Annotated in this window: 21 protein-coding genes; 7 read left to right on the forward strand and 14 right to left on the reverse strand. The window is 45.5% G+C overall.

Annotated elements, in window-relative coordinates:
• Positions 1 to 129: 129 nt before the first annotated feature.
• The 5 genes from ACHUFQ_RS05590 to ACHUFQ_RS05610 form a co-directional block, all read right to left on the reverse strand.
• Positions 130 to 1,104 (reverse strand): transposase, encoded by a 975-nt coding sequence (locus tag ACHUFQ_RS05590; RefSeq protein WP_394173763.1) that lies wholly within the window; start codon positions 1,102 to 1,104, stop codon positions 130 to 132.
• Between the two features lie 301 nt (positions 1,105 to 1,405).
• Positions 1,406 to 2,485 (reverse strand): MaoC family dehydratase, encoded by a 1,080-nt coding sequence (locus ACHUFQ_RS05595; protein WP_394173765.1) that lies wholly within the window; start codon positions 2,483 to 2,485, stop codon positions 1,406 to 1,408.
• Between the two features lie 14 nt (positions 2,486 to 2,499).
• Complete coding sequence (locus ACHUFQ_RS05600) at positions 2,500 to 3,414, reverse strand: HpcH/HpaI aldolase/citrate lyase family protein (RefSeq protein ID WP_394173767.1); 915 nt, start codon at positions 3,412 to 3,414, stop codon at positions 2,500 to 2,502.
• Positions 3,411 to 5,084: an acyl-CoA synthetase gene (locus ACHUFQ_RS05605; RefSeq protein ID WP_394173768.1), complete on the reverse strand. Its 1,674-nt coding sequence runs from the start codon at positions 5,082 to 5,084 to the stop codon at positions 3,411 to 3,413. Before ACHUFQ_RS05605 ends, ACHUFQ_RS05600 begins: the two co-directional genes overlap by 4 nt.
• Positions 5,084 to 6,205: an HpcH/HpaI aldolase/citrate lyase family protein gene (locus tag ACHUFQ_RS05610; RefSeq protein WP_394173770.1), complete on the reverse strand. Its 1,122-nt coding sequence runs from the start codon at positions 6,203 to 6,205 to the stop codon at positions 5,084 to 5,086. Before ACHUFQ_RS05610 ends, ACHUFQ_RS05605 begins: the two co-directional genes overlap by 1 nt.
• A gap of 518 nt (positions 6,206 to 6,723) precedes the next feature.
• On the opposite strand from ACHUFQ_RS05610, the gene ACHUFQ_RS05615 reads away from it, so the two are divergent.
• Positions 6,724 to 7,713 (forward strand): HpcH/HpaI aldolase/citrate lyase family protein, encoded by a 990-nt coding sequence (locus ACHUFQ_RS05615; RefSeq protein ID WP_394173772.1) that lies wholly within the window; start codon positions 6,724 to 6,726, stop codon positions 7,711 to 7,713.
• A 566-nt stretch (positions 7,714 to 8,279) separates the two neighbouring features.
• The gene (locus tag ACHUFQ_RS05620) at positions 8,280 to 9,359 is read left to right on the forward strand and encodes a zinc-binding dehydrogenase (protein WP_394173774.1); all 1,080 of its coding nucleotides are present in this window, start codon (positions 8,280 to 8,282) and stop codon (positions 9,357 to 9,359) included.
• Positions 9,360 to 9,389: 30 nt separating this feature from the next.
• Here ACHUFQ_RS05620 and ACHUFQ_RS05625 read toward each other — a convergent pair whose 3' ends face one another.
• The gene (locus ACHUFQ_RS05625; protein WP_394173776.1) at positions 9,390 to 9,695 is read right to left on the reverse strand and encodes a DUF3630 family protein; all 306 of its coding nucleotides are present in this window, start codon (positions 9,693 to 9,695) and stop codon (positions 9,390 to 9,392) included.
• Between the two features lie 83 nt (positions 9,696 to 9,778).
• A complete protein-coding gene (locus tag ACHUFQ_RS05630) occupies positions 9,779 to 11,308 on the reverse strand; it encodes a protein adenylyltransferase SelO (RefSeq protein WP_394173778.1) in 1,530 nt (509 codons plus the stop codon).
• 354 nt (positions 11,309 to 11,662) lie between these two features.
• On the opposite strand from ACHUFQ_RS05630, the gene ACHUFQ_RS05635 reads away from it, so the two are divergent.
• From ACHUFQ_RS05635 to ACHUFQ_RS05645, 3 genes are all read left to right on the forward strand, one after another.
• Positions 11,663 to 11,962: a c-type cytochrome gene (locus ACHUFQ_RS05635; RefSeq protein WP_394173780.1), complete on the forward strand. Its 300-nt coding sequence runs from the start codon at positions 11,663 to 11,665 to the stop codon at positions 11,960 to 11,962.
• Between the two features lie 132 nt (positions 11,963 to 12,094).
• Positions 12,095 to 12,733, forward strand: a complete 639-nt coding sequence (locus tag ACHUFQ_RS05640) for a c-type cytochrome (protein ID WP_394173782.1) — start codon at positions 12,095 to 12,097, stop codon at positions 12,731 to 12,733.
• Positions 12,720 to 14,057, forward strand: a complete 1,338-nt coding sequence (locus tag ACHUFQ_RS05645) for a hypothetical protein (protein WP_394173784.1) — start codon at positions 12,720 to 12,722, stop codon at positions 14,055 to 14,057. Before ACHUFQ_RS05640 ends, ACHUFQ_RS05645 begins: the two co-directional genes overlap by 14 nt.
• Positions 14,058 to 14,185: 128 nt before the next feature.
• Here ACHUFQ_RS05645 and ACHUFQ_RS05650 read toward each other — a convergent pair whose 3' ends face one another.
• Positions 14,186 to 15,274, reverse strand: coding sequence for a zinc-dependent alcohol dehydrogenase family protein (locus tag ACHUFQ_RS05650; RefSeq protein WP_394173786.1), 1,089 nt, complete (start codon positions 15,272 to 15,274; stop codon positions 14,186 to 14,188).
• Positions 15,275 to 15,632: 358 nt separating this feature from the next.
• On the opposite strand from ACHUFQ_RS05650, the gene ACHUFQ_RS05655 reads away from it, so the two are divergent.
• Complete coding sequence (locus ACHUFQ_RS05655) at positions 15,633 to 16,109, forward strand: hypothetical protein (RefSeq protein ID WP_394173788.1); 477 nt, start codon at positions 15,633 to 15,635, stop codon at positions 16,107 to 16,109.
• Here the strand turns inward: ACHUFQ_RS05655 and ACHUFQ_RS05660 are convergent.
• The 3 genes from ACHUFQ_RS05660 to ubiD all read right to left on the reverse strand — a co-directional run bounded on the left by ACHUFQ_RS05660 (position 16,106) and on the right by ubiD (position 19,217).
• Complete coding sequence (locus ACHUFQ_RS05660) at positions 16,106 to 16,693, reverse strand: biotin/lipoyl-containing protein (protein WP_394173790.1); 588 nt, start codon at positions 16,691 to 16,693, stop codon at positions 16,106 to 16,108. The two genes, ACHUFQ_RS05655 and ACHUFQ_RS05660, sit on opposite strands and share 4 nt — an antisense overlap.
• Positions 16,694 to 16,846: 153 nt before the next feature.
• Positions 16,847 to 17,545 carry an NAD(P)H-flavin reductase gene (gene fre / locus ACHUFQ_RS05665; protein WP_394173791.1) on the reverse strand — a complete coding sequence of 233 codons (699 nt, stop codon included), beginning with the start codon at positions 17,543 to 17,545 and terminating at the stop codon, positions 16,847 to 16,849.
• Between the two features lie 202 nt (positions 17,546 to 17,747).
• The gene (gene ubiD / locus ACHUFQ_RS05670; RefSeq protein ID WP_394173793.1) at positions 17,748 to 19,217 is read right to left on the reverse strand and encodes a 4-hydroxy-3-polyprenylbenzoate decarboxylase; all 1,470 of its coding nucleotides are present in this window, start codon (positions 19,215 to 19,217) and stop codon (positions 17,748 to 17,750) included.
• A 165-nt stretch (positions 19,218 to 19,382) separates the two neighbouring features.
• Here ubiD and ACHUFQ_RS05675 point away from each other — a divergent pair, with 165 nt between their 5' ends.
• On the forward strand, positions 19,383 to 19,916 hold the full coding sequence (locus ACHUFQ_RS05675) for a hypothetical protein (RefSeq protein ID WP_394173795.1): 534 nt from the start codon (positions 19,383 to 19,385) through the stop codon (positions 19,914 to 19,916).
• A gap of 135 nt (positions 19,917 to 20,051) precedes the next feature.
• On the opposite strand, the gene ACHUFQ_RS05680 is transcribed toward ACHUFQ_RS05675, so the two are convergent.
• The 3 genes from ACHUFQ_RS05680 to ACHUFQ_RS05690 form a co-directional block, all read right to left on the reverse strand.
• Positions 20,052 to 21,461 (reverse strand): insulinase family protein, encoded by a 1,410-nt coding sequence (locus ACHUFQ_RS05680; protein ID WP_394173797.1) that lies wholly within the window; start codon positions 21,459 to 21,461, stop codon positions 20,052 to 20,054.
• Positions 21,458 to 22,891 carry a M16 family metallopeptidase gene (locus ACHUFQ_RS05685; RefSeq protein WP_394173799.1) on the reverse strand — a complete coding sequence of 478 codons (1,434 nt, stop codon included), beginning with the start codon at positions 22,889 to 22,891 and terminating at the stop codon, positions 21,458 to 21,460. The genes ACHUFQ_RS05680 and ACHUFQ_RS05685 overlap by 4 nt, the downstream gene beginning before the upstream one ends.
• 367 nt (positions 22,892 to 23,258) lie before the next feature.
• Positions 23,259 to 24,731 carry a S10 family peptidase gene (locus ACHUFQ_RS05690; protein ID WP_394173907.1) on the reverse strand — a complete coding sequence of 491 codons (1,473 nt, stop codon included), beginning with the start codon at positions 24,729 to 24,731 and terminating at the stop codon, positions 23,259 to 23,261.
• Positions 24,732 to 24,773 lie beyond the last annotated feature (42 nt).

Below are 24,773 nucleotides of genomic sequence, written 5' to 3' on the forward strand. Positions count from 1 at the left end.
TATTAACGAAGAATTAGGTATTTAATGAGATAAATGGTTTCTATCCAAAAATGAACAAAATAGGTAAAATTGCAGGCGAGTTTCTACCTTAGCGGCAACCACCAATTCAGACGTGTTTGCAAAGAGTGATTATCGAAAGTATTTTTTACTTACATTGATATTTAGCCGCCTAACGCGATTTTGGAGGTTGCAAAAGTGGGTCAAAGATTCACAATTTCCAATGGCGCCTTTGAAATAGACTTCAAACTTCCTCGTTAATCGAAACCAATTCGATGATGAGATGTTCAAACGACTAAGGATCCTAGGTAAGTTATTATCGATAATATTCACATCGTTAGCTCGCATTGCTTTTCCCGTTAAATCAACGAGTTCCAAGTAGTCCTTGAAATTGAAAGGCACTACACTGGCTAAGCCGGGTTCTCTTTGGTCTCGAAAAGGCATGAGGGGGTTAGCATCTTTTCTTTGAAGCAAGGATTGGACGCGACGGCGGATGCTTGTAAATTCAGATTGCTCCGGGGTATCCACCATCCCGGAACGGAGAGGATTTAAATCAACATAGGCCATGCAGGCCGCAAGGGCCGAATCGTCAAGAAGCGCCTGGCTTACAAAGCGGCCTTCCCAAAACCTTCCAGTACATTCGTCTTCTGCGTTTGCCATTCTGGCGATAGGTTCGTTTAGTGAACGCATGAACCAGCTTAAGTCAAATAGTCGATTTCTGTAGACGGAAATTGTGTGTTTCAGTGTCGCAACTAGATAGTCTTCAACCTTATTTTCCCTTTCAAACTGCTGAGTTATTAAAGTGCCTTGATAGACGTGGTGCCATCGTTGTACAACTTCCAAATCTGTTAATTCTCGGGCGGCATTTTCATCGATGTGGACCACAAGGTGGCAATGATTACTCATAACTGCATAAGCACAAATTTTGATGCAAAATACTTTGGACAGAAAGAGTAAACGCTTTTCTATCCAAGCTCGGCGATGCTCATAGGATTTGTTAGAGACTCTATCTTGGCCACATAAAAACGCCCGTCGTACGCAGCGACTTACGCAATGATAATAAGGGGTGGCTTGCAGACAGAGCTGTTTGCTTCTTGGTGTTGGCATGATTCCTCTCCTTGGAACTAATTTTCTAAGTTTAGCTTAGCCAATGTTGAATTTTTTTCGGAGCCTATTGTAGAGAGACGAGGAATTGATTCAATTCGGTGGGTGTCTTGTTAAGAAAGGGGCTGATTGGTGAGAAATTTGTCACTCAGCACTGTGGGTGTCTTAGTAGGAATGGTGGGTGTCTTCATAGGAATGAAGGGCCATCAATATACTATGGGTGTCTAGTTTAGGGAGAGCGATAAAAAAGGCCTGGCGAAACTGCATGCTCAGGCCCTAAGGACAGCAAAGAAGTATGGTGAGATTAGCGGCGCATTAAAACGCTATAATCGATATCCAGCACAACATCGCTATGATATTGAGTGCGGCCGTTATCTTCCTTAGCGAGAAATGTCATATTGTCCGGCGTGTTATTTTTAATTCCAAGGCTTTGAATGCGCACCAACGCCATATCATCGCGGCGATTAAATTGCTTAACTTCCAATATCTTCGACTGACAATAAATGGTGTCTCCGGCATAGCTTGGGTTTGCGTGGGTGCCACCATGGATTGCACTTAACCACAATCCATTGCCCAAACCGTTGTAGGACAGCGCCCGACACAGAGAAATGATGTGTCCGCCATAGACCAGACGTTTGCCAATGCTGGTGTTATTCATCATATGCTGATCAAAATGCACTCGGGCATTATTTTGATATAACCGAGTTGCCATCGAATGTTCACCATCGTTGAGGGTAATGCCATCACGATGAAACAGGGTATCGCCGGGCTTAAAATCATCGGCCCTTAATTGATGATCGCTGTAGTGTTCTTTCCAAAGTGTTAAGTCAAGGTTCTTAGGTACAACCTGCTCCTCGCTATCGACTACGGACAATAGCTCTGGGATCACTGGCGTATTTAAATGGGTATTCAAATCCCGTTTATGAACCATCACCCAACGTTTAAATGAAAGCACCACCTGATGATGTTGATTGGTCGCTACTGAATGCACATAAACGATACCAGTTTTACCATTTGAGTTTTCTTTCAGGCCAATGACTTTACTGGTGACTTCCAAAGTATCACCGGTAAATACCGGGGTATTGAATAGCACTTCGGCATAACCGAGATTGGCCACGGCGTTTAAAGAAATATCATTAACGGTTTTGCCAAAAGCGATATGAAAAACCAGCAAATTATCCACTGGAATTTTGTAAAAACCTGCACTTCTAGCGACAGTTTCTGCGCAGTTCAAAGCAAATCGCGATCCAGTCAGAGCAATGTATAAACTGACATCCCCTTCGCTAACGGTTCGCGGCACACCATGAACAAGCTCTTGGTTTAGCGTAAAATCTTCGAAAAACATCCCGCTGGGGGTGGATAAATAATTAGCTGGATTAGTCATTACGTTGTCCTGCATCATCGCATTTTCTCCGGGCCTAACAATTCACTTTGACCGATTTCATTTACCATATTACACAAGCACAGGACACGATTGGCCCAATGCTCCAGGCTTGGCTCTATAATGCGGTCATCGATGACCGCCATCGACTGACCTTGGGAATTTGCCTGATTAATGGCTTTGATAATGGCATTTGCTTTGGCAACATCTTCGCGTTTTGGCGTCATTGCATCATTGGTGTAGGTAAGCTGCACCGGGTGGATAACTGCCTTACCATCAAATCCTAAATCCCGTGCTTGTCGACAACTAAACTCGCAGGCAACAACGTCTTTCAGATTAAAATGTGGACCATCGATAATGCTTTTATGGTGTGCTCGAGCTGCGAGCAAACACATGGATAAATAGGTGATTAACCCCTGGCGATCCAGAGTCAGATTGACCCTTAGCGAGTTTGCTAAATCACTGGTACCCATGACAATGGTTGTTAATCGTTGGCTACAGCCGGAAATTTCTTCGGCGCGAAGCACTCCCATCGGGGATTCGATATTTGCCATCACGGATTTATCGGAGCCACCGGCCTGATCCAACGCATCGATTGCCCTGAGTAATTCATCTTTTGATTCAATGTTTGGAAACAACACGGCATCAATATCTAATGCCGCAATGGCTTTTAAATCATCCATTCCCCAGGGAGAGTCTAATTTATTTACCCGCACTATCCGCTCTGAATAACCAAAATCACTATTGCATAACTCGTTTGCCAATAGTGCTCGGGCATCAGCTTTGCCTGCTGGCGGGACCGATTCCTGAAGATCGAAAATAATACAATCGGCATTGAGTCGTCGGGACTTTTCAATGAAGCGACGTTCATGCCCTGGCACATATAAAGCGCTGCGACGAGGGCGATAATCGTTTAATTGGTTGCTATTCATGTTTGAGCCTCCGTCTGGCTGCAGGTTAATTGTTCGCGTTTGTTTAATAAGTCTGCCAGTAGTTGTTTACGCAGAACCTTGCCATTTTTTGTACGAGGAAAATCCTGGTAAATATGGACTTGTTTCGGTGCTTTGTATTTGGCCAGATGTTGATTGCCAAAATCCAGCAATGCGGTTTCATTGAGGCAGGCATTGGTTGTTGGGATCACACAAATGGTGACGATTGTTTTGTCTTTGGCGATGGTTTCGCCCAAAGCAACGCAGTCGGCAACCTGAGGATGAGTCTTGATGACCCGCTCGATTTCATGGGGGGAAACCCGGTAACCAAAGGTGTTGATAATGTCATCCTTTCGACCGATGAACCAGATGTAGCCATCGTCGTCCTGGCGAGCATAATCACCTGTCAGAAAGTACCCGCCATGACGGCTTTGGGCGGTTTCCTCGGGAAGCTGCCAATATTGTAAAAATAGCCCTGGGTCATCGGTGCTGATGGCAATCATGCCTTCCTGGCCGGGTTTTACAGGGTGCAAATCTCCGTCCAGCAATTCAACTTTATGTCCAGGCTGGATGAATCCTGCAGCGCCCGGGCGAATAACCGCGCCCGTGTGCTGAGAAATGTAGTAAGAAAACTCCGACATGCCAATGGCTTCATAGACATCCATGGCAAAGCGTTCGCGCCAGGCCATCAGCATCTCGTCGCTCAAGTGTTCACCAGCACTCATGCAGTGGCGCAAGCTAGGTACATCTGATCCACTGTATTTGGTTTTTTGAATAATCTGCCGATAAATCGTCGGCACACCAATGAAAATCGTGCATTGATGTTTAGCAATTAATTGTGGCCAGGTATTGGCGTCATTTTTACCTTCGTGAACAATCACCGTATGACCGTGAAAAAGCGGATCCATCAATGCGGATCCCAAGACATAGGTCCAATTGAATTTGCCAGAATGTAAAATCCGATCGCCGGATTGAAAGTTGAACCAGTATCGACTTGCAGGAATGCGACCAATCAAGGAACGGTGCCCGTGAAGCACGCCTTTTGGGAAGCCGGTAGTCCCTGACGTATACACCAAGTACGCAGGATCATCGGGTCGAGTTGCGACGATGCTATCGTCCACTGGGCTCGTTAATAACGCTGTGGTTAAATCAATAACGTTTATGTTGGCCGGATTCTCGGCTTTGGGTATTTGCCCCTGACCTACCAGTAGCACCGTTTCAAGACTGTCCTGCGTGCCTAACGTATGGCTCAATTCTGGCCACATCGACTTGTCAGTAACCAAAACTTTGGCGCCTGAGTCTTTCGCTAAATAGGCCACTTCGTGCGCCGAAAGCAAGGTTGAAGTCGGCACTGCGATAGCTCCATGCTTTAAGCACCCGAAAAAACTGACGGGGTAGCTGGTCGCATTTGGCAGACGAATCAATACGCGGTCACCCTCATTGATGCCGAGCGATTTCAATAGATAATTAAACTGCCCACTAGCCCGGTCTAATTCACTGTAAGTTAGTTCCGTGGTGCCAAGACATTGATCTTCAACAATCATCGCTAAATTAGCACCGCTTCCTTGTTCGACGTGCTGGCGCACGCAGGCATAAGCGATATTAAAGTGGTTAGGAAGCTGCCAGTGCCAACCCTGTGCATCCTGAGTAAGTAAATGTTCAAAATTCAGCATTAGATTCGTCCATATGGCCAGTTTTCTCGAATAACGGTAATCGGAAGTTTTTTCAGGACATCCATCGCAAATCGCTTGTCTTTTTCATCCAGTGATTTGAGCGCATAGGCTCGTAATAAGGTCTGCAATGCTTTACCAAACATCGGTGGATCAAGCATTTCACCTTCGAATTTAATCGCACCCCCAAGCAACGCATCAGCAGCGATGGCGGCTTGTAAAATCTCAACATTTCGTTTGATTTCCTTCGGGGAAGGTGTGAAGGCCACCTTACATAAATGAATATGATAAGGGTGGATTAACTGTTTACCGGTTAAGCCCATCTGCGCTTCGATAACCGCATGTCCGTGGACCACGTGCGATTCATGATCGCCGTGTAAATCTAACCAACGGCGAACGTCGTCCGGTTCTATGTTTTTTTCTGGCATTGGTGTGTCATTGATTAAGACTTCAACGCCGCCAATCACCCCTTTACCGGCAATCCGCGCTTCTAGTAATAAGGTGCGTAAATAGGTTAACAACTCATCAATCCAACCTTCTGGGGTTAGATGGATGGCCATGGCTTTGGAGAAATCGTGGATACCAAATACCACATGCTTGACCGCTGGAAATGCCATTAATTCATCAGCGATTTTCAATGATCTTGGGTGTTCGATAATTGGCTGAATTTCAATGTCCGGATTTACACCCACCAGCCAGGCACTAAGATCACGAATTTCTGCCGCCCCATACAACTCGCCAGCTTTGGCAAGCACAATAACGTCGATATGCTGTGCGACCTTCATGATCATTTGCAGATCTTTTTCATACTCGTCGGTGCGAAATGGATTAATTCTTACGGCAATCTGAAAGTTTCTTTCAGGAAATATGGGCAACTCTTTAATCAGCAATTCACGAGATAGAGCCTTTTGCCGACACCCGTCTTCGAGGTCAAATAGCAAGGTATGTGCCTGACATTGGTGCGCATGTTTACGCATTCTTTCCGTAGCCTGCTCCATAGATTCATACTCGCCGTTTTTAGGAGAATACTTAATTGGCGGGTAGTAGAGCTGGATCCCAGGCCAAAACCCACCCAGGACATCTTCTTCGTTCACCTGATCCAAAAATTCATTATGATAATTCAACGTATCCTCCAGCTTTTTCTTTGACGACGGTTATCGAGTTTGTTGTTGTCTCACCCAGATGTCTTTTCCTTGGATGAATTATCGCTACACCTGTAAGTGTTGTGAAAGTTTTCATTGCGACTTCTATTTATTCTTACAGTATTAGAGTATTTATTTCAAACTTTTGTTTTAAAAAGTGTTTGAAAATTGTCTGCAATCTAAGGTAGTTTAGTAAGTAATTCGTTTATAATCCGTTATGGGCGGGCTGTATCTAGTGCTTTAGTGGTATTGATAACGTAATGATATCGCTTAATATTATTTTTAACTTGTCGCATCGTTTGCTGGTTGGTTAAATACAAAATCATGATTTAGCACGATCATGATGTCTGGATTAGGCAATGTATTGACATTGACTAAAAAAATTAGAGTGATTTTGAAATGTTACCTGTCGACTTTCATGTTTGTGAGTTGAGATAATTAGTTACCGGCGCTAAATAAATAATGTCGCTCGGGCCGTTAAATAAAAACCTGGAGGATCCATGTCATTACCTGTACACCCAAATAAAGCCTTGTTCGAGGGCGAGAAGCCTTTTCCCGTGTTGCCCAGTTGCGAACATTTTGCCGGTAGTGAAAAACTCATTGGCAAGGCCATGCAAATGCAACAGGATCTGGGTCCGGTTTTTGATATCACCTGTGATTGTGAAGATGGTGCAGCTGCAGGTACCGAAGCCGAGCACGCACAAATGGTGGCGAATATGATTGCCAGTGACGCTAATCGCTATCAAATGATGGGGGTGCGCATCCATGATTATACTCACCCTCATTGGCAAAAAGACGTCGATATTCTGGTGCCTCAAATCGGTGAAAAAGTTGCTTACATTACGTTGCCAAAGTGTACAGAGGCGGCTCAGATTCAGGAGATGGTCGACTATATTAAATCGGTTACCAGAGCTCATAATATCAATCGTGAAATCCCCATCCATGTGTTAATTGAAACTCATGGCGCTTTGCGTGAAGTCTGGGCGTTAGCGGCCATTGACTGGGTGCAGGTGTTAGATTTTGGAATGATGGACTTTGTATCTGGTCACAATGGTGCGATACCTGCTTCGTGCATGCGTTCACCCGGCCAGTTTGATCATGCTTTGCTGTACCGGGCAAAAGGCGAAATGGTTGCTGCTGCTCTGGCCAATGGCGTGGTTCCATCCCATAACGTCACATTAGATTTGAAAAATGTTCAGCAAACCCTTGATGATGCGAGTCGTGCTCGACAAGAATTTGGTTTTTTAAGGATGTGGAGTATTTACCCGACACAGATTCAGGCAATTGTCGATGCGATGAAACCGGATTATCAGGAAGTTGAAGATGCGGAAGCGATTTTATTATCAGCACAGGCAAATGATTGGGGGCCAATCCAGCATAAAGGTGAGTTGCATGATCGTGCGACCTATCGATATTACTGGCAATTATTGCAGCGTGCGCATGTTACTGGGATCGACATCAGCGATAAGGCTAAAGCGGCATTCTTTTAATATTAGGCTGTGCTAAATTCTTGGCTACTGAGCTTTAACCACTGATTTTTATAGACAATCCGGTTAAGTTCAAGCAAGGTTATTGGCACACTTTCAGGTAAAGCGTCCGGCACGAAATTAACATAGCTTTGCTGGACAATTGCATGCACATTTTGGTGTTGCTGCCAGATGTTATACCAATCACATTAAATTATTGCTCACTCAGTGAGAATTTAAAGGCTTTTAGGCAAGGCTTTGATTGCAGAGAATGGTCGCTCCGCTCTCAAAAACAGCCAAAATCAGTAACGTAGTCCAAATGCCTTTAAAACCCACCCGTAGGGAGTTTGTCAGAGGTCCATTTACGACCCTATATTTCATTAATATAGAATGACTATATCAACAAAATCTATGTTGTAACTGAACCTCTGCCCTAACTCTGAGTTGTGCACAAACTTAATGTGATTGGTATTATGGGGCTGGCACAAGCCCCGGCTGACTTTATCTACAGAGTACCTATTTATTGTAATTGGCACGGCGCCCGCTATTATTTAGGGTGTTGTTTTCTCACCACAAAGCAAGGCATTTTTGTGACTCAATCCAGTAATTCTCAACCATCGACAGATACCATCCCTAGTGTAAATAAAGGGGTCGCATTGAAATTCAATCCCAGTGCAGACATTTCTTTTACCGATCGCATCGAAATAACGGAAAAGCCGATACCGGCATTAAAGACCGGACAGGTGTTGATCAAAATGCTGGCAGCACCGATTAACCCATCTGATCTGGTGTATTTAATGGGGAAATATGGATTGCCGCCACAAGACGGTGCCTATGCAGGGTTTGAGGGTGCGGGGATTGTAGTAGCGGCTAACGCTGGTATGTATGGCCGCTGGTTAATGGGTAAACGTGTCGCGATTTCAGCAGAACCAGGCCATGATGGTGTCTGGGCTCAATATGCCATTACCCGTGCCAATCTTTGTTTACCGGTACGCAAAGAATTAACGGATGCTCAGGCAGCGACCTTGATTGTCAATCCTTGTACTTCGGTGTGTCTTGTTGACCGGGCCAAGGCGCTGGGCGCCAAAGCGGTTGTGATAAATGCCGCAGCATCGCAGGTTGGTAAAGGCATTATTCGCTATGCCAAAATGCATAATATCAAAACCATCGCCACGGTTCGTTCGGAAAAAAATGTAAAAGCCTTGCAAGCGTTGGGAGCAGATTCAGTACTGTTAACCACAGCAGATGATTATCAACTGCAATTAAAAGATGCCTGTCATACATTAAAAGCGACTGTATTACTGGATGCGGTTGCGGATATTGATACGCCAACGGTAATGAGTTGTATGCCGAAACATTCGACCGCTATTGTCTATGGACGGTTGACGGAAACTCAGCATCCTATAGGAGGGCAATTTTCCGTTGCCGATGTGATTTTCCGTACCCACAAAGTCGAAGGGTTTTGGCTGGCGACCTATTTTGGCAACGCCAAACCATGGCAAGTCTTAAGTCTGAGTCGTAAAGTGCAGCAGCTTTTCGCCGAAGGGATCTTTGATACCGATATATTTGGTGAATATGATTTTCACAATTTCAGCCAAGGGCTAGAGCACTATGCCGTGAATAAAAGTGATGGCAAAGTGATTCTGCATCCAAACGCTGTCAGTTTATAAGTGCATGGTGATGCAAAATCGATTTGGAACTCAATCCAATAGCTGACGATAAAGGGCGGTAATGCTTGGCTGGCTAAACTGATCTTCGGCTTCTATCCAGCAGGCGTTGGCGTAGCTTTCAAACTGCAGTAAAAAATATAAGCCTCGATAGGAAAAACGCAGATATTCTCTATCAGCCCCTGTTACATGTTCAAGGACCTGACTCTCGGCAATCTTGCCCAGTACTTGCGGTACTAACAGCTTAATATCGTCCTGATCCCAATCCTCAGTAAAGCGGATCAGGATAATATTGTCTTCGCTTAACGTTATGGCCTGTTTGGGCGCTAATTGAATCACGGTTTTTCCTCTAAGTGCATACGTTAGGTGTTGGTTTGTTCGCGCTCAGCGAGTATATCGACGTTGTACTTCATTCTAAATCACTATGTTCCACAAAATGTTCGATAGCCTTTGTCTTTATCTGCGGCAACATCCTGAAAGCTTTCGGTATCCTTGCATTGTTGGTACGGGGTCCGCAACACCGATAGAAATTGCTGCAACAATTTCTCTGCCTGTTGTTGTTCGTTACCTGTAATCAAGGCGTGTTGATAGCGTTCAATAACCGCTTCAACATGATGATTTCTCGGGATCACTACCGGGTTTGCCGATTCCATCCGGGTTAGCACCTCGGCAAGAGCGATGCCTTTGCCAGTTTCATTTTGCGCGGCGGTTGCATCGGGCATTGCCGCATTTTCCAACCCCAACCGTTGTAACCATTGCGGTAACCAGGAGCCAAGGTTGTCCATGCAGGTAATGTCCGTTTCTAGGCCGGCAACATAGCGGGTCAGAGTGCAGAATGTCTGGGTGTAGTCCATTTCATGGGTTTGCATCAGGTTTAATAGGTTTTCTATCAATGGCCAGTCGCTTTCCCCCGCATATTCCAATCCAAGTTTATTGCCTAACATCACCCGGTAGGCATGGGAAAAATCGCTAACCAGATTGTTAATTACCACTTCCGCTTTAGCAATTGCTTCTGCCTGCTCTGGCGCTAATAACGGTAACAGACTTTCTGCCAGACGAGCCATATTCCAAATGGCAATATTTATCTGATTGCCATAAGCATATCGCCCCTGACTATCAATTGAGCTATAAACGGTACCCGGATGGTAGTCGCCCATCATTGCACAAGGGCCATAATCGATAGTTTCACCACTGATGGTAGTGTTATCGGTATTCATTACCCCGTGAATAAACCCAACTCTTAACCAATGACACACCAATGTTATTTGCCGTTTGCTTGCGGCCTGCAAGAATTTAAGCGCCTTTTCGGATTCTTCGGAACTGCTGTTGATCTGTGGGTAATGGCGTTCAATGGCGTAGTTGAGCAGTTTAGTTAACGATTTTGTGTCGCCACGGCTGGCAAAATGCTGAAAGGTTCCAACTCTTAAGTGACTGTTCGCGACGCGGGTGACGATCGCACCGGGTTGTGGCATGTCACGATAGACGGTTTCACCTGTACTGACCACAGCTAGACAGCGACTGGTGGGAATGTTGAGCGAGTGCATCGCTTCACTCATGATAAATTCCCGCAGGGCTGGCTTCAATGCACAGCGACCATCCCCTTGTCTTGAAAAACGCGTCGCGCCAGAACCTTTAAGCTGAACGTCGACTCTGTGCTGGTCGCGGTCAAATAACTCACCGATAAGATGTGCTCGGCCATCACCTAATTGCGGATTAAAATGACCGAACTGATGACCTGAATAGGCCAGGGCAATGGGCGTGGCGGAATCGGGGATCAGGTTGCCTGAAAATATCAGAGCCTTATGGTGCGCATCTGCAAAGGTATCATTAAGTTGCAATGCGTCGGCCAGGGGGGAATTCCATAACAGTAGCTGAGGGTTTTCTACCGGTGTCGGCAAAATGGTTTGATAAAAATCTTTGCCCAATTGGAGATAAGAATTAAGAAATTTCAAGGCACTACTCGCTGTTGGCTGTCTAAGGTGCTGTCTTAGTTATTGTAACCTTAGTTACAGGGTATTGGCTAATCAGCACGCGCTTTGTAAAACGTGTTACTACCTGTAAAATTAGAAGCATCACGATATGATCCCGTTATCAGGATTAAGTTTTTGAAATATCGCAACAATCCGGTTAAATTAGATTTTAATGAATATTTGCCGGTAAAATAACCAATCTGTGTCGGGTTTTTATCCGTAGATTGATAAACAAGCAGGATTTTATTGAAAAAAACCGCAGACACTTCAAGGATTTTTTCATATAATCGTTCACAGTTGATTTAATAATTATTAGGCATATTAAGAGAAGTCATTATGAAAAAACTAACTCTAGCTCTTGCAGCATCAGTGGTTTTCGCAGCGCCTGCAATGGCGGCTGATATTGAAGCCGGTAAAGCAAAATCTGCCGTATGTGCGGCTTGTCATGGCGCTAAAGGTATTTCAGCGGTTCCTATGTATCCGAACCTTGCTGGCCAAAAAGAAGCTTACATTGCAAAGCAATTGAAGGATTTCAAAGCGGGTACTCGTAAAGACCCAGTAATGGCTCCAATGGCAATGCCGTTGACCGACGAAGATATTGCGAATCTATCTGCATATTACGCAAGCTTGAAGTAAGCGGATTGATTGATAAAAAAGCGCATTTATTGCGCTTTTTTTATACCAGGAACTCTTTACCCTTCAAGGCCGTTAGCAAAGCCTAATGGCAAAACGTGTTGAGGGATAAGAATCCAATTTAAGGAAGTACCAATGACAGCCCCCACCATTGGCATCCATCAGCGTGTCTTCAGGCATGTTGCTGTTGTGCTGCTTTTTATTTTTATGCAACCTGCGCTGGCATTTGAGTCCGCCGCAACAATCAATACCTCGATTACGCTGGCGAATGATTCAAGTGTGCTCAAAACAGAAGCTGAAGATGTCGAACATATAGCTAATTCTGACAGCGCTACAGACATCAAACCGGGCGTGATTTCGCTAACGCCGGCACAAAAACTTCGCAAACAGCGAAAACTCAATTCTCAGGTTCAGTTTTGCTCCCCTTGTCATGGCACAAATGGTGTATCGCGTATCAGTCTTTATCCGGATCTGGCCGGTAAATCTCAACAGTATTTGTTAGATACCTTGATGAAATATAAACAAAAAAATGCACCAAGCAGTATTATGTCGGGTATGGTTGCTCCATTAAGAGAAGAAGATTTGCTGGCACTGGCAGCGTTTTATGCTCAACAATCACTGCCGGTCGATACACGACTAGCGTCAGAAAATACCCATCATTCTGAGAAAGTATCTGCGCCGATGGATCCCCAATCCATGGTTAGTGATCAATCCATGGTTAGTGATAGTGAAGTGCGCCTGGCTCCAAAGGAGAGGAATCATGAAAACCCGTAATCGTGTGCAATCGTGTTTAATCAATGCTAAAGCAATGCTAATGTCCATTTCTATGGGGATGACGTTGTTGTTAACCGGTTGCGGTGAAACGCCGGTGCCAGAAGAACAGGTCCAGCAGGAAGTGAGTATGAATGAATTGGCTGAGCGATATGTGAAATTGGTGTTGGCGGTGGGGCAGCATCATGACTATTACATTGATGCGTATTATGGGCCACAAGAGTGGCGCGAAACTGAAAAAGTTGAGTTAGATACTTTGTTGCAGCAGATCGAAGCGCTCGTTGTCGATTTAAGTCAGGTAAAGATTACGCATTCGGAAAAGTCCCGACATGACTTTTTGTTAGTCCAAACCGAGTCGGTTGCATTCTTTATCAGACAATTACAGGGTGAACAGTTTAGTTTTGATGAAGAGTCTCAAGCTTTGTACGACGCAGTATCTCCTGCTATCAGTGAAGCGGAATTTGATCAGGCTTTGCTGGAGTTGGAAGACTTGTTGCCGGGTGAAGAGCCATTAAATGAACGCATGGCAGCATTTACCAGGCAATTCGAAATACCCAAAGACAAACTTGATGACGTGTTTCGTGCTGCGATTGACGAGTCTCGAGAGCGCACCAAACATTATATCGATTTACCAGAGCAAGAGAGTTTTACCCTGGAATATGTCACCGACAAAGTTTGGTCGGGATACAACTGGTATCAGGGGAATAGCTTTAGCCTGATTCAAATGAATACCGATTTTCCTATCACCATCGATCGCGCCATTGATCTAGCCAGCCATGAAGGCTACCCGGGTCATCACGTGTTTAATTCTTTAATGGAAAAACATCTGGTAAACGGCAATGACTGGATCGAATACTCGGTGTATCCACTATTTTCACCGATGTCATTGTTGGCAGAAGGCAGCGCCAATTATGGAATCGACGTAGCATTTCCCCTGCAAGAACGTATGGCTTTTGAGAAAGAGGTGTTATTTCCTCTGGCGGGATTAGATAGCAGCAAAGTCGAATTGTATTATGCAGTTCAGACTGTGCGTAACAAACTATCGTACATTGATAACGTGGTAGCCAAACGTTATTTGGATGGGCAAATTGATAAAAGTACGGCGCAACAAATGTTGATGAAGTATGCGTTAAGCAGTGAGCAAAAAGCACTGCAACGTATTGGGTTTATCGAGCAGAATCGAGCATATGTCATTAACTACAATTTGGGGCAGGATATTGTGCGGGAATACATCGAACAATTAAGTGAGGGTAATGAGCAAAAACGCTGGCAGGTGTTTAGTGAATTACTTGCTTATCCAAAGACGGCATCGATGATGAAGCCTTAGGGAATCCTGCATTGGCGCCAACCTATTTGCATCACAATGCGCTAAACCTGCAATAAACAACATACGCACAAAAAGCCGCGTTAGAGCGGCTTTTTGTTGAGCCATATTGCTTTACAACTCAATATTCACTAACAAAATTTCAGTAATACTTTACCTGATTTTCCAGACGTCGTTGCCGCAGTTAATGCTTCGCTAATATCTTCTAGAGCATAAACGGATTCGACCGGTGTGTTGAAGCAGCCAGACAAAGCCATTTTTTTCATTCCTCGCATCAGGCGTATTTTTTCAAATAAGCTTTTTTGGGCCAGCCAGTTACCGGCAAAAAATCCATGGATTTTCGCACATGGCATCATCAGATCCCGGGAAAATACCTGCGCATCGGCTTTGGCCAACGTCCCGTAAAGCAACATTTGCCCTTGTATGGTTAAACATGGCAACATCGCTTCGAGTATCTGCCCGCCGATGCAATCCAGAGCATAGTCTACTCCCTTGCCCGCCGTGGCCTGATGCACCTGTTGTTGGATATGCGCAACAACGCTGTCGTCAGAACATTGTTGTAAAGAGATGACGACATCGGCGCCGATTTCTCGTAAACCTGCAATTTGTGCATCGCGTCTGACAATGTTGATGGTTTTAACCCCAAGTTGCGCAGACATGCGAATAACCATTTTCGCCAACGCCGAAGCCCCGCCACTTTGCAGTAACCAGCGACCCTTTTTAACATTCAAGACATCCGTTAACATGCCATAGGATGAGAGTGGGTTTATCAGTAGCATCGCTGCTTGTTGATCATCGATGGTTTGCGGAACTACAACCGCTTTTTTGGCGTCAACGATGGTATATTCTTGCCAGGTCCCCATCGGCGGCCCAGCAGAAACAGATACACGTTTTCCTTGTAGCCGGTTTGCCAATATTCCACCGCCACTTCCGACAACCATGCCGACCCCTTCGCCACCAGGAATATAAGGCAATTCAGGGTGGGGGTGGTGCCCATTGGGTTGAAATGAGGGCGTATGATCCTGATTGGCTCTATTCCAAATCAGTCGTTTTAGCGCCACCTGGTAGTCACCGCGAATGTAGTTTAGGTCGCTAGGGTTTATCGCACTGTAGAACATTTTTACCAGCACTTGCCCTTTGCCGGGCGTCGGCATCTGTTTTTCTACAAGCTCTAGCTCATTAAAATTATCGGTAAATTGGTTAAGTTGAATTGCTTTCATAAGAACCTGTTATGCCATGTCTGTTGCATGTTTTGTAATAAGATCAATGCGTTTGCATGATTCGATTAGCTAAAGATACCTCAATATGGGTTGTCGCAACATAATTTCTTAAATGCATGTGTACTTGGCTGCGCTGGAAAAACACCCTGGATAGACTAGGCTTAAATCCTTCAGGGCCTTTACATTAAAGGCTCTGGGGTGAGTTTTAAAGGCGTTTGGACTACGTTACTGATTTTGGCTGTTTTTGAGAGCGGAATAACCATTCTCTGCAATCAAAGCCTTATCTAAAAGCCTTTAAATTCTCACTGAGTGAGCAATAATTTAATGGGATTGGTATAAGTGAAGGTGTGATGTACTTATGAAACGAACAACAAATGGATTTATATTAATTCTGTCCGCTATATTATCGTTACTGACTCCAGTAACTTATGCCGCAAAGCGAGCCATTCCCTATCAAGTGCTGTATCAAGAATCCGAGCATGATGCTGATAGTTTTGCCAGTAAAACGATTATGGTGATCCGCGATTGGAACGCCTATACCGATGCGGTCGTAAAACACACGAATGAAGAGATAGTTGATGTAAATTTCTCCCAGTCACAGGTGCTGATGATTGATATGGGCAACCGCCCCAATACCGGTTATGGACTAAAAATAAACAGGGTATTAGAGTTTGACCATCATATTGTCGTGTATACAAAATTTAGCGTATTACACGATACATCGGGAGAATGTTTGCCGGGAGAGGCGATAACGAACCCCATTGTATTTCTCAAAATCAATTCTCTGAAAGAGATTATTGTCAGGGAAAAATATAAACCGGTGACGTGTCGCTAAAGCATACTGATCAATAAACCTAATCCGCAAATGATACTGAGCAAAAGGATCACCTGTAACAACGTAAAGCGTTGCTGAGGTTCATTATGCTGATTTACCATCGCACAGGGCTGGCTGTGCTCGTTTGTTGCATCGGTGCTGTATTCTATCGCGGTTGTCTCATGCGTTGTAGGCTCAATAGCATTAACTGATTGTGGTGGGTTGTCTTTGCTTACCTCCGGCGTTGGTAGGTCGGCATCAATGATAAGGGCTTGCTGGAGAGGTGTCGGTGCGTCATTCGAACTATCTTTGTTGACGACAGAGGCAGCGATAATTTCTTCACTGAGTTCCTGTTTGCCTTTATCGTCGGGTATTTGGACTTGCATGACCAATTGGCCGCAGACTACCGCTTCACCTGATTCAATTAGCATATTGGCAATGGTTCCGCTTTCGGGAGTCGTTACTTCTAAAACTACCGAATCGGTTTCAACAATAAAAAGAATGTCCTGTGCACTGACCTGCATACCTTGCTCGACATAAATATCAATCACTCTTGCCTGTTCTTTTTTATCGTCAAACTCCGGTATGGTTATATCGATATTCATGGTCATTCCATTTCAGCACTTTCTAACCAGAATACTCGGGAGAAATGCAAAAGCAATGAAAAAGGCGGAATAATGTTGCGCTCGAAATGAAAAAGCTCAGGACAAATAACCCTGAGCTCTTTGTTTGTATGCAATTTGGAACGGACGTGGAAATTATTTTATAAACGCGAATGCATCGGCATACATGTGTTCTACTGCAGCGCCTTTTTTGATGAATTCGTCCCGTAAAAAACCCACCATATCGAATCGGCCGGCAAGATAAATATCGTAAGGCTCTAGTGAAAAAATATCTTCCATCAGTGGTTCGTGTACTTTACCTACCCGACCTTTCCAGTTAGCCGTAGCCGTCTCAACGATGGGGAAAAACTTAGCGCGAGGTAATTGATTAACCAGCGCTTTGGTTTCAGCTAATTGATAACAGGCAGATTCATCACGAAGACCCCAGTAGACCCAAACCGGACGCTCGGTTTGTGATTTCACTAACTGACCCAGGATCGATTTTATGTAAGAAAAACCAGTACCGCCGGCCAGTAAAATGACGGGGCGATGGCTTTCTTCGCGCAAATGCGCATTACCAGCGGGCATTTCCACAGTCACGGTTTCATTGGCTTTTACATGGTCAATAACCTGCATTGCCCAGCCGTCGGCGGCAAATGCCCCAATTTGCAACTCGATCAATTCATCACCCGGGCTGCTGGCGATGGAGAAAGGGCGCTTATCATCTTCACTCATCACGAAATTCAGATATTGACCGGCGTTAAAGTCACATGCCTGTTCAGGTTTTAACAATATTTGGTATACGTGTGCCGTCAACGGCGTGATGGAGTGAACGTTACAGCTAATGGTGTTCATTTCTAATTTGCTTCTCATTTAACATGTTTTGGCCAGTCAATCCTAACAATGCCCGATACCCAGGTATTCGGTTTAGATTTGCTATAAGCCTAGCCCAGATAATTTACTCAGAAAAATTTTTGCGCGGTTTAGCAAACGTATTGGTAAGCCAACCTATCCACACCGATCATTATCTTGCCATCAGTGTCGCGCATTTTTCGATTTACTCGCTGATCGCCAGATCATCCCAAAGTGCATCGACCTCATCGATAACGTCTTGGTCCATGATAATTGGCGTGCCCCATTCCCGGTCGGTTTCTCCCGGCCACTTATTGGTAGCATCCATGCCCATTTTCGACCCTAAGCCGGATACTGGTGAGGCAAAGTCGAGATAATCAATCGGAGTATTCTCAACCAATGTGGTATCTCTGGCCGGATCCATGCGGGTTGTCATTGCCCAAATCACATCTTCCCAGTTACGGGCATCGACATCGTCATCACAGACAATGACGAATTTGGTGTACATAAACTGTCGCAGAAACGACCATACGCCCATCATTACCCGTTTCGCATGCCCTGGATATTGCTTCTTCATAGTGACTACCGCCATGCGATAGGAGCAACCTTCCGGCGGAAGATAAAAATCAACAATCTCAGGAAACTGTTTTTGAATCAAGGGTACAAAGACTTCATTTAACGCGACGCCTAAAATCGCCGGTTCATCCGGTGGACGTCCAGTATAGGTGCTGTGATAAATCGGTTCTTTGCGATGAGTGATATGAGTCACGGTAAATACCGGGAAGTCATCCACTTCATTGTAATAACCAGTATGATCCCCATAAGGTCCTTCTGGAGCCATTTCATCTGGATCGATATAACCTTCAAGCACAATCTCTGCCGAAGCTGGCACTTCCAGATCATTGCTAACACATTTAACCACTTCGGTTTTACTGCCGCGTAACAGACCCGCAAAGGCATACTCAGATAAAGAGTCTGGTACTGGCGTTACGGCACCTAAGATGGTTGCTGGATCGGCGCCTAGTGCAACGGATACAGGAAACTTCTCGCCGGGATGACGTTGTTTAAATTCCTGAAAATCTAACGCGCCGCCGCGGTGTGATAGCCAACGCATGATGACTTTATTGGGACCGAGCAATTGTTGCCGATAGATGCCGAGATTCTGGCGTTCTTTCTCTGGCCCACGGGTAACCGTTAAGCCCCAGGTAATAAGGGGAGCTACATCGCCTGGCCAGCAACGCTGAATCGGTAGTTTGGATAAATCTACATCATCGCCGCTGATGACAAAGTCCTGACAAGGAGCCTTTTTTAATCGTTTAGCGGGCATATTTAAAACTTGTTTGAAGATTGGCATCTTGTCGATGGCATCTTTAAACCCTTTGGGCGGCTCTGGCTCTTTGAGCATGGCTAACAGTTTGCCGACATCACGCAGTGCCTCGACGTTGTCCTGGCCCATCGCCATAGCAACCCGCTCAGGTGTACCGAACAAGTTGGTGAGAACCGGCATATCGTGGCCTATAGGGTTTTCAAACAACAACGCCGGTCCCTTGGCTTTCAGGGTTCTGTCACTGATTTCCGTCATTACCAAATCGGTAGAAATTGGCTGGCGAATGCGCTTTAACTGGCCTTGTTCTTCCAGTTTGTTAATAAAGTCGCGTAAATCTTTGTATTTCATAAAGTCCGCTAAACGCTGTGGTCACACAAATGCTGGCTATTATAACGGCTGACGAGGAGAAAGCCCAACAAACCCGTTGTTTAATCAAAAAGTTGAGTGTTGGCTCTCAAGAAACTAATCTTGTTGTTTTAATGTATTGTTTTATATCAGTTAATAGTGAACCGTATGAAAAGAAATAAACAAATACGCCTGTTAGCGTTGATCGTTGCGACTTTTGCCTGGCCGGCGATGGCCAATAGCAAGTGCAGTACAGACGAATTCCGTCAGTTTGATTTTTGGTTGGGTAATTGGCAGGTCATCAATGAAACTACGGGCGCCGCTAACAGTAGTAATGCCGCATCAATGAGTAAAATCAGTAAAATTCTTGGCGGTTGCAGTATTCTTGAGGAGTACCAAACAGCGAATGGCTTTCGTGGTAAAAGTCTGAATATTTTTAATGCGCAGACACAAAGTTGGCACCAGACCTGGGTGGATAATTCCGGTTTGCTATTGCAACTTGAGGGTAAGTTTGTCGATGGCGTGATGGTATTAATGGGCGAAGTTATCGACAAAGATGGCAAGGCAGTTGAGCAAAAAATTAGCTGGCAGGCGCTGGACAATGGCGATGTTCGCCAAATTTGGGCGCAACGGGATATTGATGGCAAGTGGCAAGTCTTGTTTAATGGCCGGTATGTCAAAGCGGACGTTAAAAATCCTTAAGAGCGTAAACTGGAGCGCACTCTCGGTAGAGGGTGGCAGGTTTCAGGAAAAACCAAAAACCCTGCGTCATTCCAAACTTGATTTAACCTTCCTTAGTACGTATCGCAAGCGATAATCGGATATGTCGCCAAGAAATCAAGGACTAATCTCGCGTACCGGCCAATCTGGTAACTTCTCCTGTAAATCCGAAAGAATCACCGAGCGATCACCGCGCAATACGATTAACGGTTTACGAGAAAACAGTGTCGCAGCTTCACCTTGCAAGCTACTAGGACTTTGCGCAGCTAACCATTGGCTAAGGGGTATATGAGTTTTCAGTAGATCCTGCACGTAGGCCCCGTGTGCCGAGTAAGCTGAGGCGTAACGCAGACGCTCCTGACTTTGCAGATATTGTTGCAACGCATCAAACTCTGCCTTGGACATCGGTGATTGCCGTGCCAGTTCCAGGTGATCCAACACACCTTTGACGAAAGCGCCGGTATGCTCGACACCTGTACTGGCGGAGAACCTCAAAACTGTAGAAAGAGGATTGTCACCACAGTAACCACTAACTCCGTAAGTCAGGCCCCTAACCACCCGAAGATCGTAAAAAAGGCGACCACTAAATCCTCTAGCTAACCAACTGGCAAAACTTCGGCAAGCCTCTGGAGTTGAATCTTCGTCTTGTAGTAACCGATAGCCGATTCTGACCTGAGTCTGCATGGCACCCGGAGCATCGATTAACAAGATTTCTCCGTCACCAGATTCAGGCTCGCTGGCAACTGTACTCGAGGGTTGTGGCTGTGGCTGCGGCAACCATGACATAGTGCCTGCCAGTTCCTGCGATTCTGCCGTGCTACCATAGCTAATCAATAACCATTGATTATCTGCGACCAGTTTTTCCAAAAGTTGTGTCACAACAGCTTGATCTAGTCCTTTGATAAGTTCCGGATCCTCTTGGCTGGTCAAATAAGGGTGATTCTCCCCTAACACTGTTTTTTCCCAAACCCGATCAATTTCGCTGCCAGTGACAGCCTCAAACTGACGTTGAAGGCCCTGCTGGCGCTGCACTTCACGAAGATCTAAATCGGCATAACCCTCTGCCCGCAAAAATCCCAATAAACTAGCGACTATCTTTTGTGGGGAAACCGCGGTCGGGCAATTCATGCTCAGCTCCAAAATATGCCGACCAGTGCGCCCTCCCAATCCAGCGCTGCAAGGCAACGAATAATCACTCTGCAAAGCCAACGAGCGCAGCTGAAACAGCCCCCGCAACAGTGCTTCCTCTTTCAGTGGTTTATCCGGGCTAAGCCCAACCAACACCCATTTCTGCTGACCATCATTGTTTGCGGCAAAACGATGCCAGTGGTGACCGGAGGCAAGCATTGTAATCTCTGGGCTGGGTACTAATGTTGGTGCCAGAGGAGCCACATGAGGCAGATTGTTAGATGTAAACTCAGGTAGGGTTGGAGCTTGCACCTCGGTGAAGTTAATGCTTGCGTGTTGGCAACCACTTAGCCCCAAATTTATCGCGACCAATAACGCGGTAACAAAACGATTTTTCATAGAAATTTTGCCTCGAGGCTATCGGCCCAGGAGTCGGGCAACCACTCGAGGACCTGCTTACCCCAACGCTTGTACCAGGGCGGCTGCAGGTCCAGCCGCAAAGTCCCCGCCTTAAAATAGTCCTGGGCGACTCGTTGAATTTGCTCCGGCGTCACCTTCTCAATCCGAGCCCAGGGACCCGTTAAAGGTGTTAAAGTATCCCGCTTTGAGGTTGCTGATAAAGAAATAGCCAAAGCCTGAGGATTATTCAGAAGATTAAGTTGCTTGTTCAGCCAGTTAACCTTGAGCCGATTAAGCTGTATCTCATTCATTGGTGTTTGCGCCAGGTCGTCTATCAAAACTTTCACATTATGCGCCAGACGATCTAATGACGCCCGAGCGCGGGGTACTAGGGCTAACGCGGTCAGACCATGCAATTCCGCCCTCAGAGGATATGAAACAACCATTAACTGATCGGGATCAGACAACCGAGTTTGCTTAATCAGGCTGGCAGAATCTTGCACCAGGTAACGCTCCAGTAAAGCGATGGCTGCTGCGTCCGAGTGGCTGCTGGGTACGGTATGCCAGCCAAGCAATAATACTGGCCAGGGACCACGAGTATCGGTAATTGAACCATGGTATTCACCACGCTCGATGGTAAGGGGTTGAATGTTTTTAAGCAGAGCTGGTGTAGTATTGTTCCAGGAGGCAAACTCACGTTCCACCCAAGTTAATGTATCACTTTGCAGCGCGCCTACCAGACTTAGTTGCATAGTCTCAGGGCGATAATGCTGGCGATGAAACTCGGTAAGGCTATCCGGGGTGGCGGCCAGTAGATCTTCTCTTACACCGATAATGGGGTGACCATATGGAGTTCCCGCCACTAATGTCAGCAGATGCTCCATCGCGGGGCGCACATAAGGTTGCATATCGACGGTTTGCGCCATCTCTTGCAATACGGTGCCGATTTCGCTGTTCACACTTGCCTCGCTTAGCACCGGTCGTTGAAAGCGGTCTGCATCCAACACCAGTCCTAATTCCAGCGCTTCTGCAGGTAAAGTTAGATAAAAGTTAGTGTAATCAAATGACGTTGTGGCATTAAAACGCCCAGCGTAAGCACCGATGGTTTGTATATAGGTATCACCCGGCGCGTGCTCACTGCCCTTAAACAGCATATGCTCAAATAAGTGCGCATAACCTCGCTCATTCGCCCGTTCATCCCTTGATCCAACTTCAAACTGACTAGCGATGGAAACACTCTGAGTGTCTGGTAACGACAATAAGCGCAACTGCAGGCCGTTAGCCAGAGTGCGATATTGTATCTTTGACTCCCAATCGTAAAGAGGCTGTGCCATCTGCGCTAAAGATGTGGCGGTGTGCTCTTGCGCCGACAAGGTTCCAAACAAGGATAACGCCACAGCTAAAAGCGTTCCGTTGCTAACTAAGCTCACAGTACTTTCCTATTAAACAGGCCAAATCGATTCTGTTTGTAGTGACCCTGAGAATCAATGGTGCGGCAACAACAGCGGTGAAAAGTAAGGTGTATGGTGACGGGTTAACACTGATATTCATTGCAATTCTCTTTAATGATCCGTGAAAATTCATGCAAAGAAGTACACCATGTTACTTACTAGCAATAAGAAATTAAAGCATTAAAAACAGATTGTTATGGCGTTTGCCTGCTCACTTCCATGTGCTTGTGCATTTTCTGCATACCGGCCGTCCTTGGCCGTAACCCAAAATGTGACAACGAGAACATTTTATCCCTCGACGACAGTCTTCTTATAACAGAAACGGTGCGTTAGCACCGTTTCTTAATTAGTACTTCGCAGCTTCATCCTTAGCTGGTATTGAGTTGAGGATAAATTCCCGTAAATCGTCATTGGACTGCTTTAAATCTTCATGGCGCAGATACATCATGTGACCGGAACGATAGCCTTTAAAGCTTAAACGGTCTCGCATTTTACCGCTGGGATCTAACTGCCACATATTGTATTTACCATCGAAATAGTTCGTGGCGCCGTCATAGTAACCGCTTTGGATCAATACATTCAGGTATGGGTTTTGAGCCATCGCTAAACGCAGGTTTTCGCCCGCATTGTTATTGTTGCGATCCCATGGATGTACCGGGCCGAACATATTGTATTTGACGTCGGTTTTATAATTTAACTCTTCACTGAAATAGTAATTGATCGCTGGCGTGAAAGAGTGCAACCAGGATGTTAGCTCTGGCCAGTAATCTGGGCGAGAACCGGATTCCTTTTTATCTATCCCTAAATAGCGAGAATCAAGACGGCCAACGGTTTGACCACGGTCATTAAGCACCATTTTCCAAAAGTAACTGGTGTCGATATCAAGATTATTCTGTAATACCTGCTGTTTACTTAACCCGGAAAAATACGCGACTTTTTCCGCAACGTCAGAACGCTTGTCGTTATTTAAAAATGCGCCTTGAGCTAACGCTGGCAAATAGTCATTAATCGCGTAATTTTCAGCAAGTTCTAGGACTTCCAGTAAATCCATTGCCTGCAGGTCATCACTTAACGCGTTGTGATACCAGGCCGTGGCAGCGAAATAGGGTAAACGATTGGCCGCTTTTACCGGGCCTTCGCGTTCAATACCAATATCGGTAGGCGATACCAGAACCACGCCATTTAAGTACATCCACTGCTGATTCTGTAATGCTAAAGATAAGGCCGAAACTCGGGTCGTGCCATAACTTTCACCAATCAGATACTTGGGTGAACGCCACCGCTGCTGGCGGGTAACAAAGGTGTTTAACCATTCAGCCAGATATTTAACATCGGCATTCACGCCAAAAAACATCTTTTGCTGTTTATCTTTACTTGGAAATTTACCGTCTTTGTTTTTTAGCATGCGTGAATAGCCCGTATTCACTGGATTCACGAAAACAATATCGGCAACGTCCAATACGGAATAAGGATTGGTTTTCACGCCGTATGGTTGCAGAGGATAACCTTCGTCATCGATATGAATCACTTTGGGACCGGTATAAGCAATATGCATCCATACCGATGCTGAGCCAGGGCCACCATTAAAGGAGATGAGTAATGGGCGAGTGCTGCTGTTTTTGACGTCCGTGCGTTGGTAGTAGGTGTAATGAATGGCTGCTATTTCTTCATCCTGCTCATCCCACAAAGGCTGTGTACCTGTGGTTGCCGAATATTTAATTCGCTCACCGTTAATTTTGGTTTCGTGTTTAGTCACCACATGGTGATCAGACTGCTGAGCGCGGGGTAAGGTGTCGCTGGTTTTAGACGAAGAGGCCATTGCCGATGTCACAAACGACACACTGATAATGGCAAAAATCAA

The organism is Thalassotalea litorea, from assembly GCF_043642205.1.
Classification (GTDB): Bacteria; Pseudomonadota; Gammaproteobacteria; order Enterobacterales; family Alteromonadaceae; genus Thalassotalea_A; species Thalassotalea_A litorea.

What these genes read in the sequence shown, in the direction of transcription:
- ACHUFQ_RS05605 (WP_394173768.1), bottom strand. Translation starts at nt 5,084, where the DNA reads ATGCTGAATTTTGAACATTTACTTACTCAGGATGCACAGGGTTGGCAC.
- ACHUFQ_RS05600 (WP_394173767.1), bottom strand. Translation starts at nt 3,414, where the DNA reads ATGAATAGCAACCAATTAAACGATTATCGCCCTCGTCGCAGCGCTTTA.
- ACHUFQ_RS05615 (WP_394173772.1), top strand. Translation starts at nt 6,724, where the DNA reads ATGTCATTACCTGTACACCCAAATAAAGCCTTGTTCGAGGGCGAGAAG.
- ACHUFQ_RS05595 (WP_394173765.1), bottom strand. Translation starts at nt 2,485, where the DNA reads ATGACTAATCCAGCTAATTATTTATCCACCCCCAGCGGGATGTTTTTC.
- ACHUFQ_RS05650 (WP_394173786.1), bottom strand. Translation starts at nt 15,274, where the DNA reads ATGAAAGCAATTCAACTTAACCAATTTACCGATAATTTTAATGAGCTA.
- ubiD (WP_394173793.1), bottom strand. Translation starts at nt 19,217, where the DNA reads ATGAAATACAAAGATTTACGCGACTTTATTAACAAACTGGAAGAACAA.
- ACHUFQ_RS05635 (WP_394173780.1), top strand. Translation starts at nt 11,663, where the DNA reads ATGAAAAAACTAACTCTAGCTCTTGCAGCATCAGTGGTTTTCGCAGCG.
- ACHUFQ_RS05640 (WP_394173782.1), top strand. Translation starts at nt 12,095, where the DNA reads ATGACAGCCCCCACCATTGGCATCCATCAGCGTGTCTTCAGGCATGTT.
- fre (WP_394173791.1), bottom strand. Translation starts at nt 17,545, where the DNA reads ATGAACACCATTAGCTGTAACGTTCACTCCATCACGCCGTTGACGGCA.
- ACHUFQ_RS05645 (WP_394173784.1), top strand. Translation starts at nt 12,720, where the DNA reads ATGAAAACCCGTAATCGTGTGCAATCGTGTTTAATCAATGCTAAAGCA.
- ACHUFQ_RS05680 (WP_394173797.1), bottom strand. Translation starts at nt 21,461, where the DNA reads ATGAAAAATCGTTTTGTTACCGCGTTATTGGTCGCGATAAATTTGGGG.
- ACHUFQ_RS05655 (WP_394173788.1), top strand. Translation starts at nt 15,633, where the DNA reads ATGAAACGAACAACAAATGGATTTATATTAATTCTGTCCGCTATATTA.
- ACHUFQ_RS05690 (WP_394173907.1), bottom strand. Translation starts at nt 24,731, where the DNA reads ATGGCCTCTTCGTCTAAAACCAGCGACACCTTACCCCGCGCTCAGCAG.
- ACHUFQ_RS05590 (WP_394173763.1), bottom strand. Translation starts at nt 1,104, where the DNA reads ATGCCAACACCAAGAAGCAAACAGCTCTGTCTGCAAGCCACCCCTTAT.
- ACHUFQ_RS05675 (WP_394173795.1), top strand. Translation starts at nt 19,383, where the DNA reads ATGAAAAGAAATAAACAAATACGCCTGTTAGCGTTGATCGTTGCGACT.
- ACHUFQ_RS05660 (WP_394173790.1), bottom strand. Translation starts at nt 16,693, where the DNA reads ATGAATATCGATATAACCATACCGGAGTTTGACGATAAAAAAGAACAG.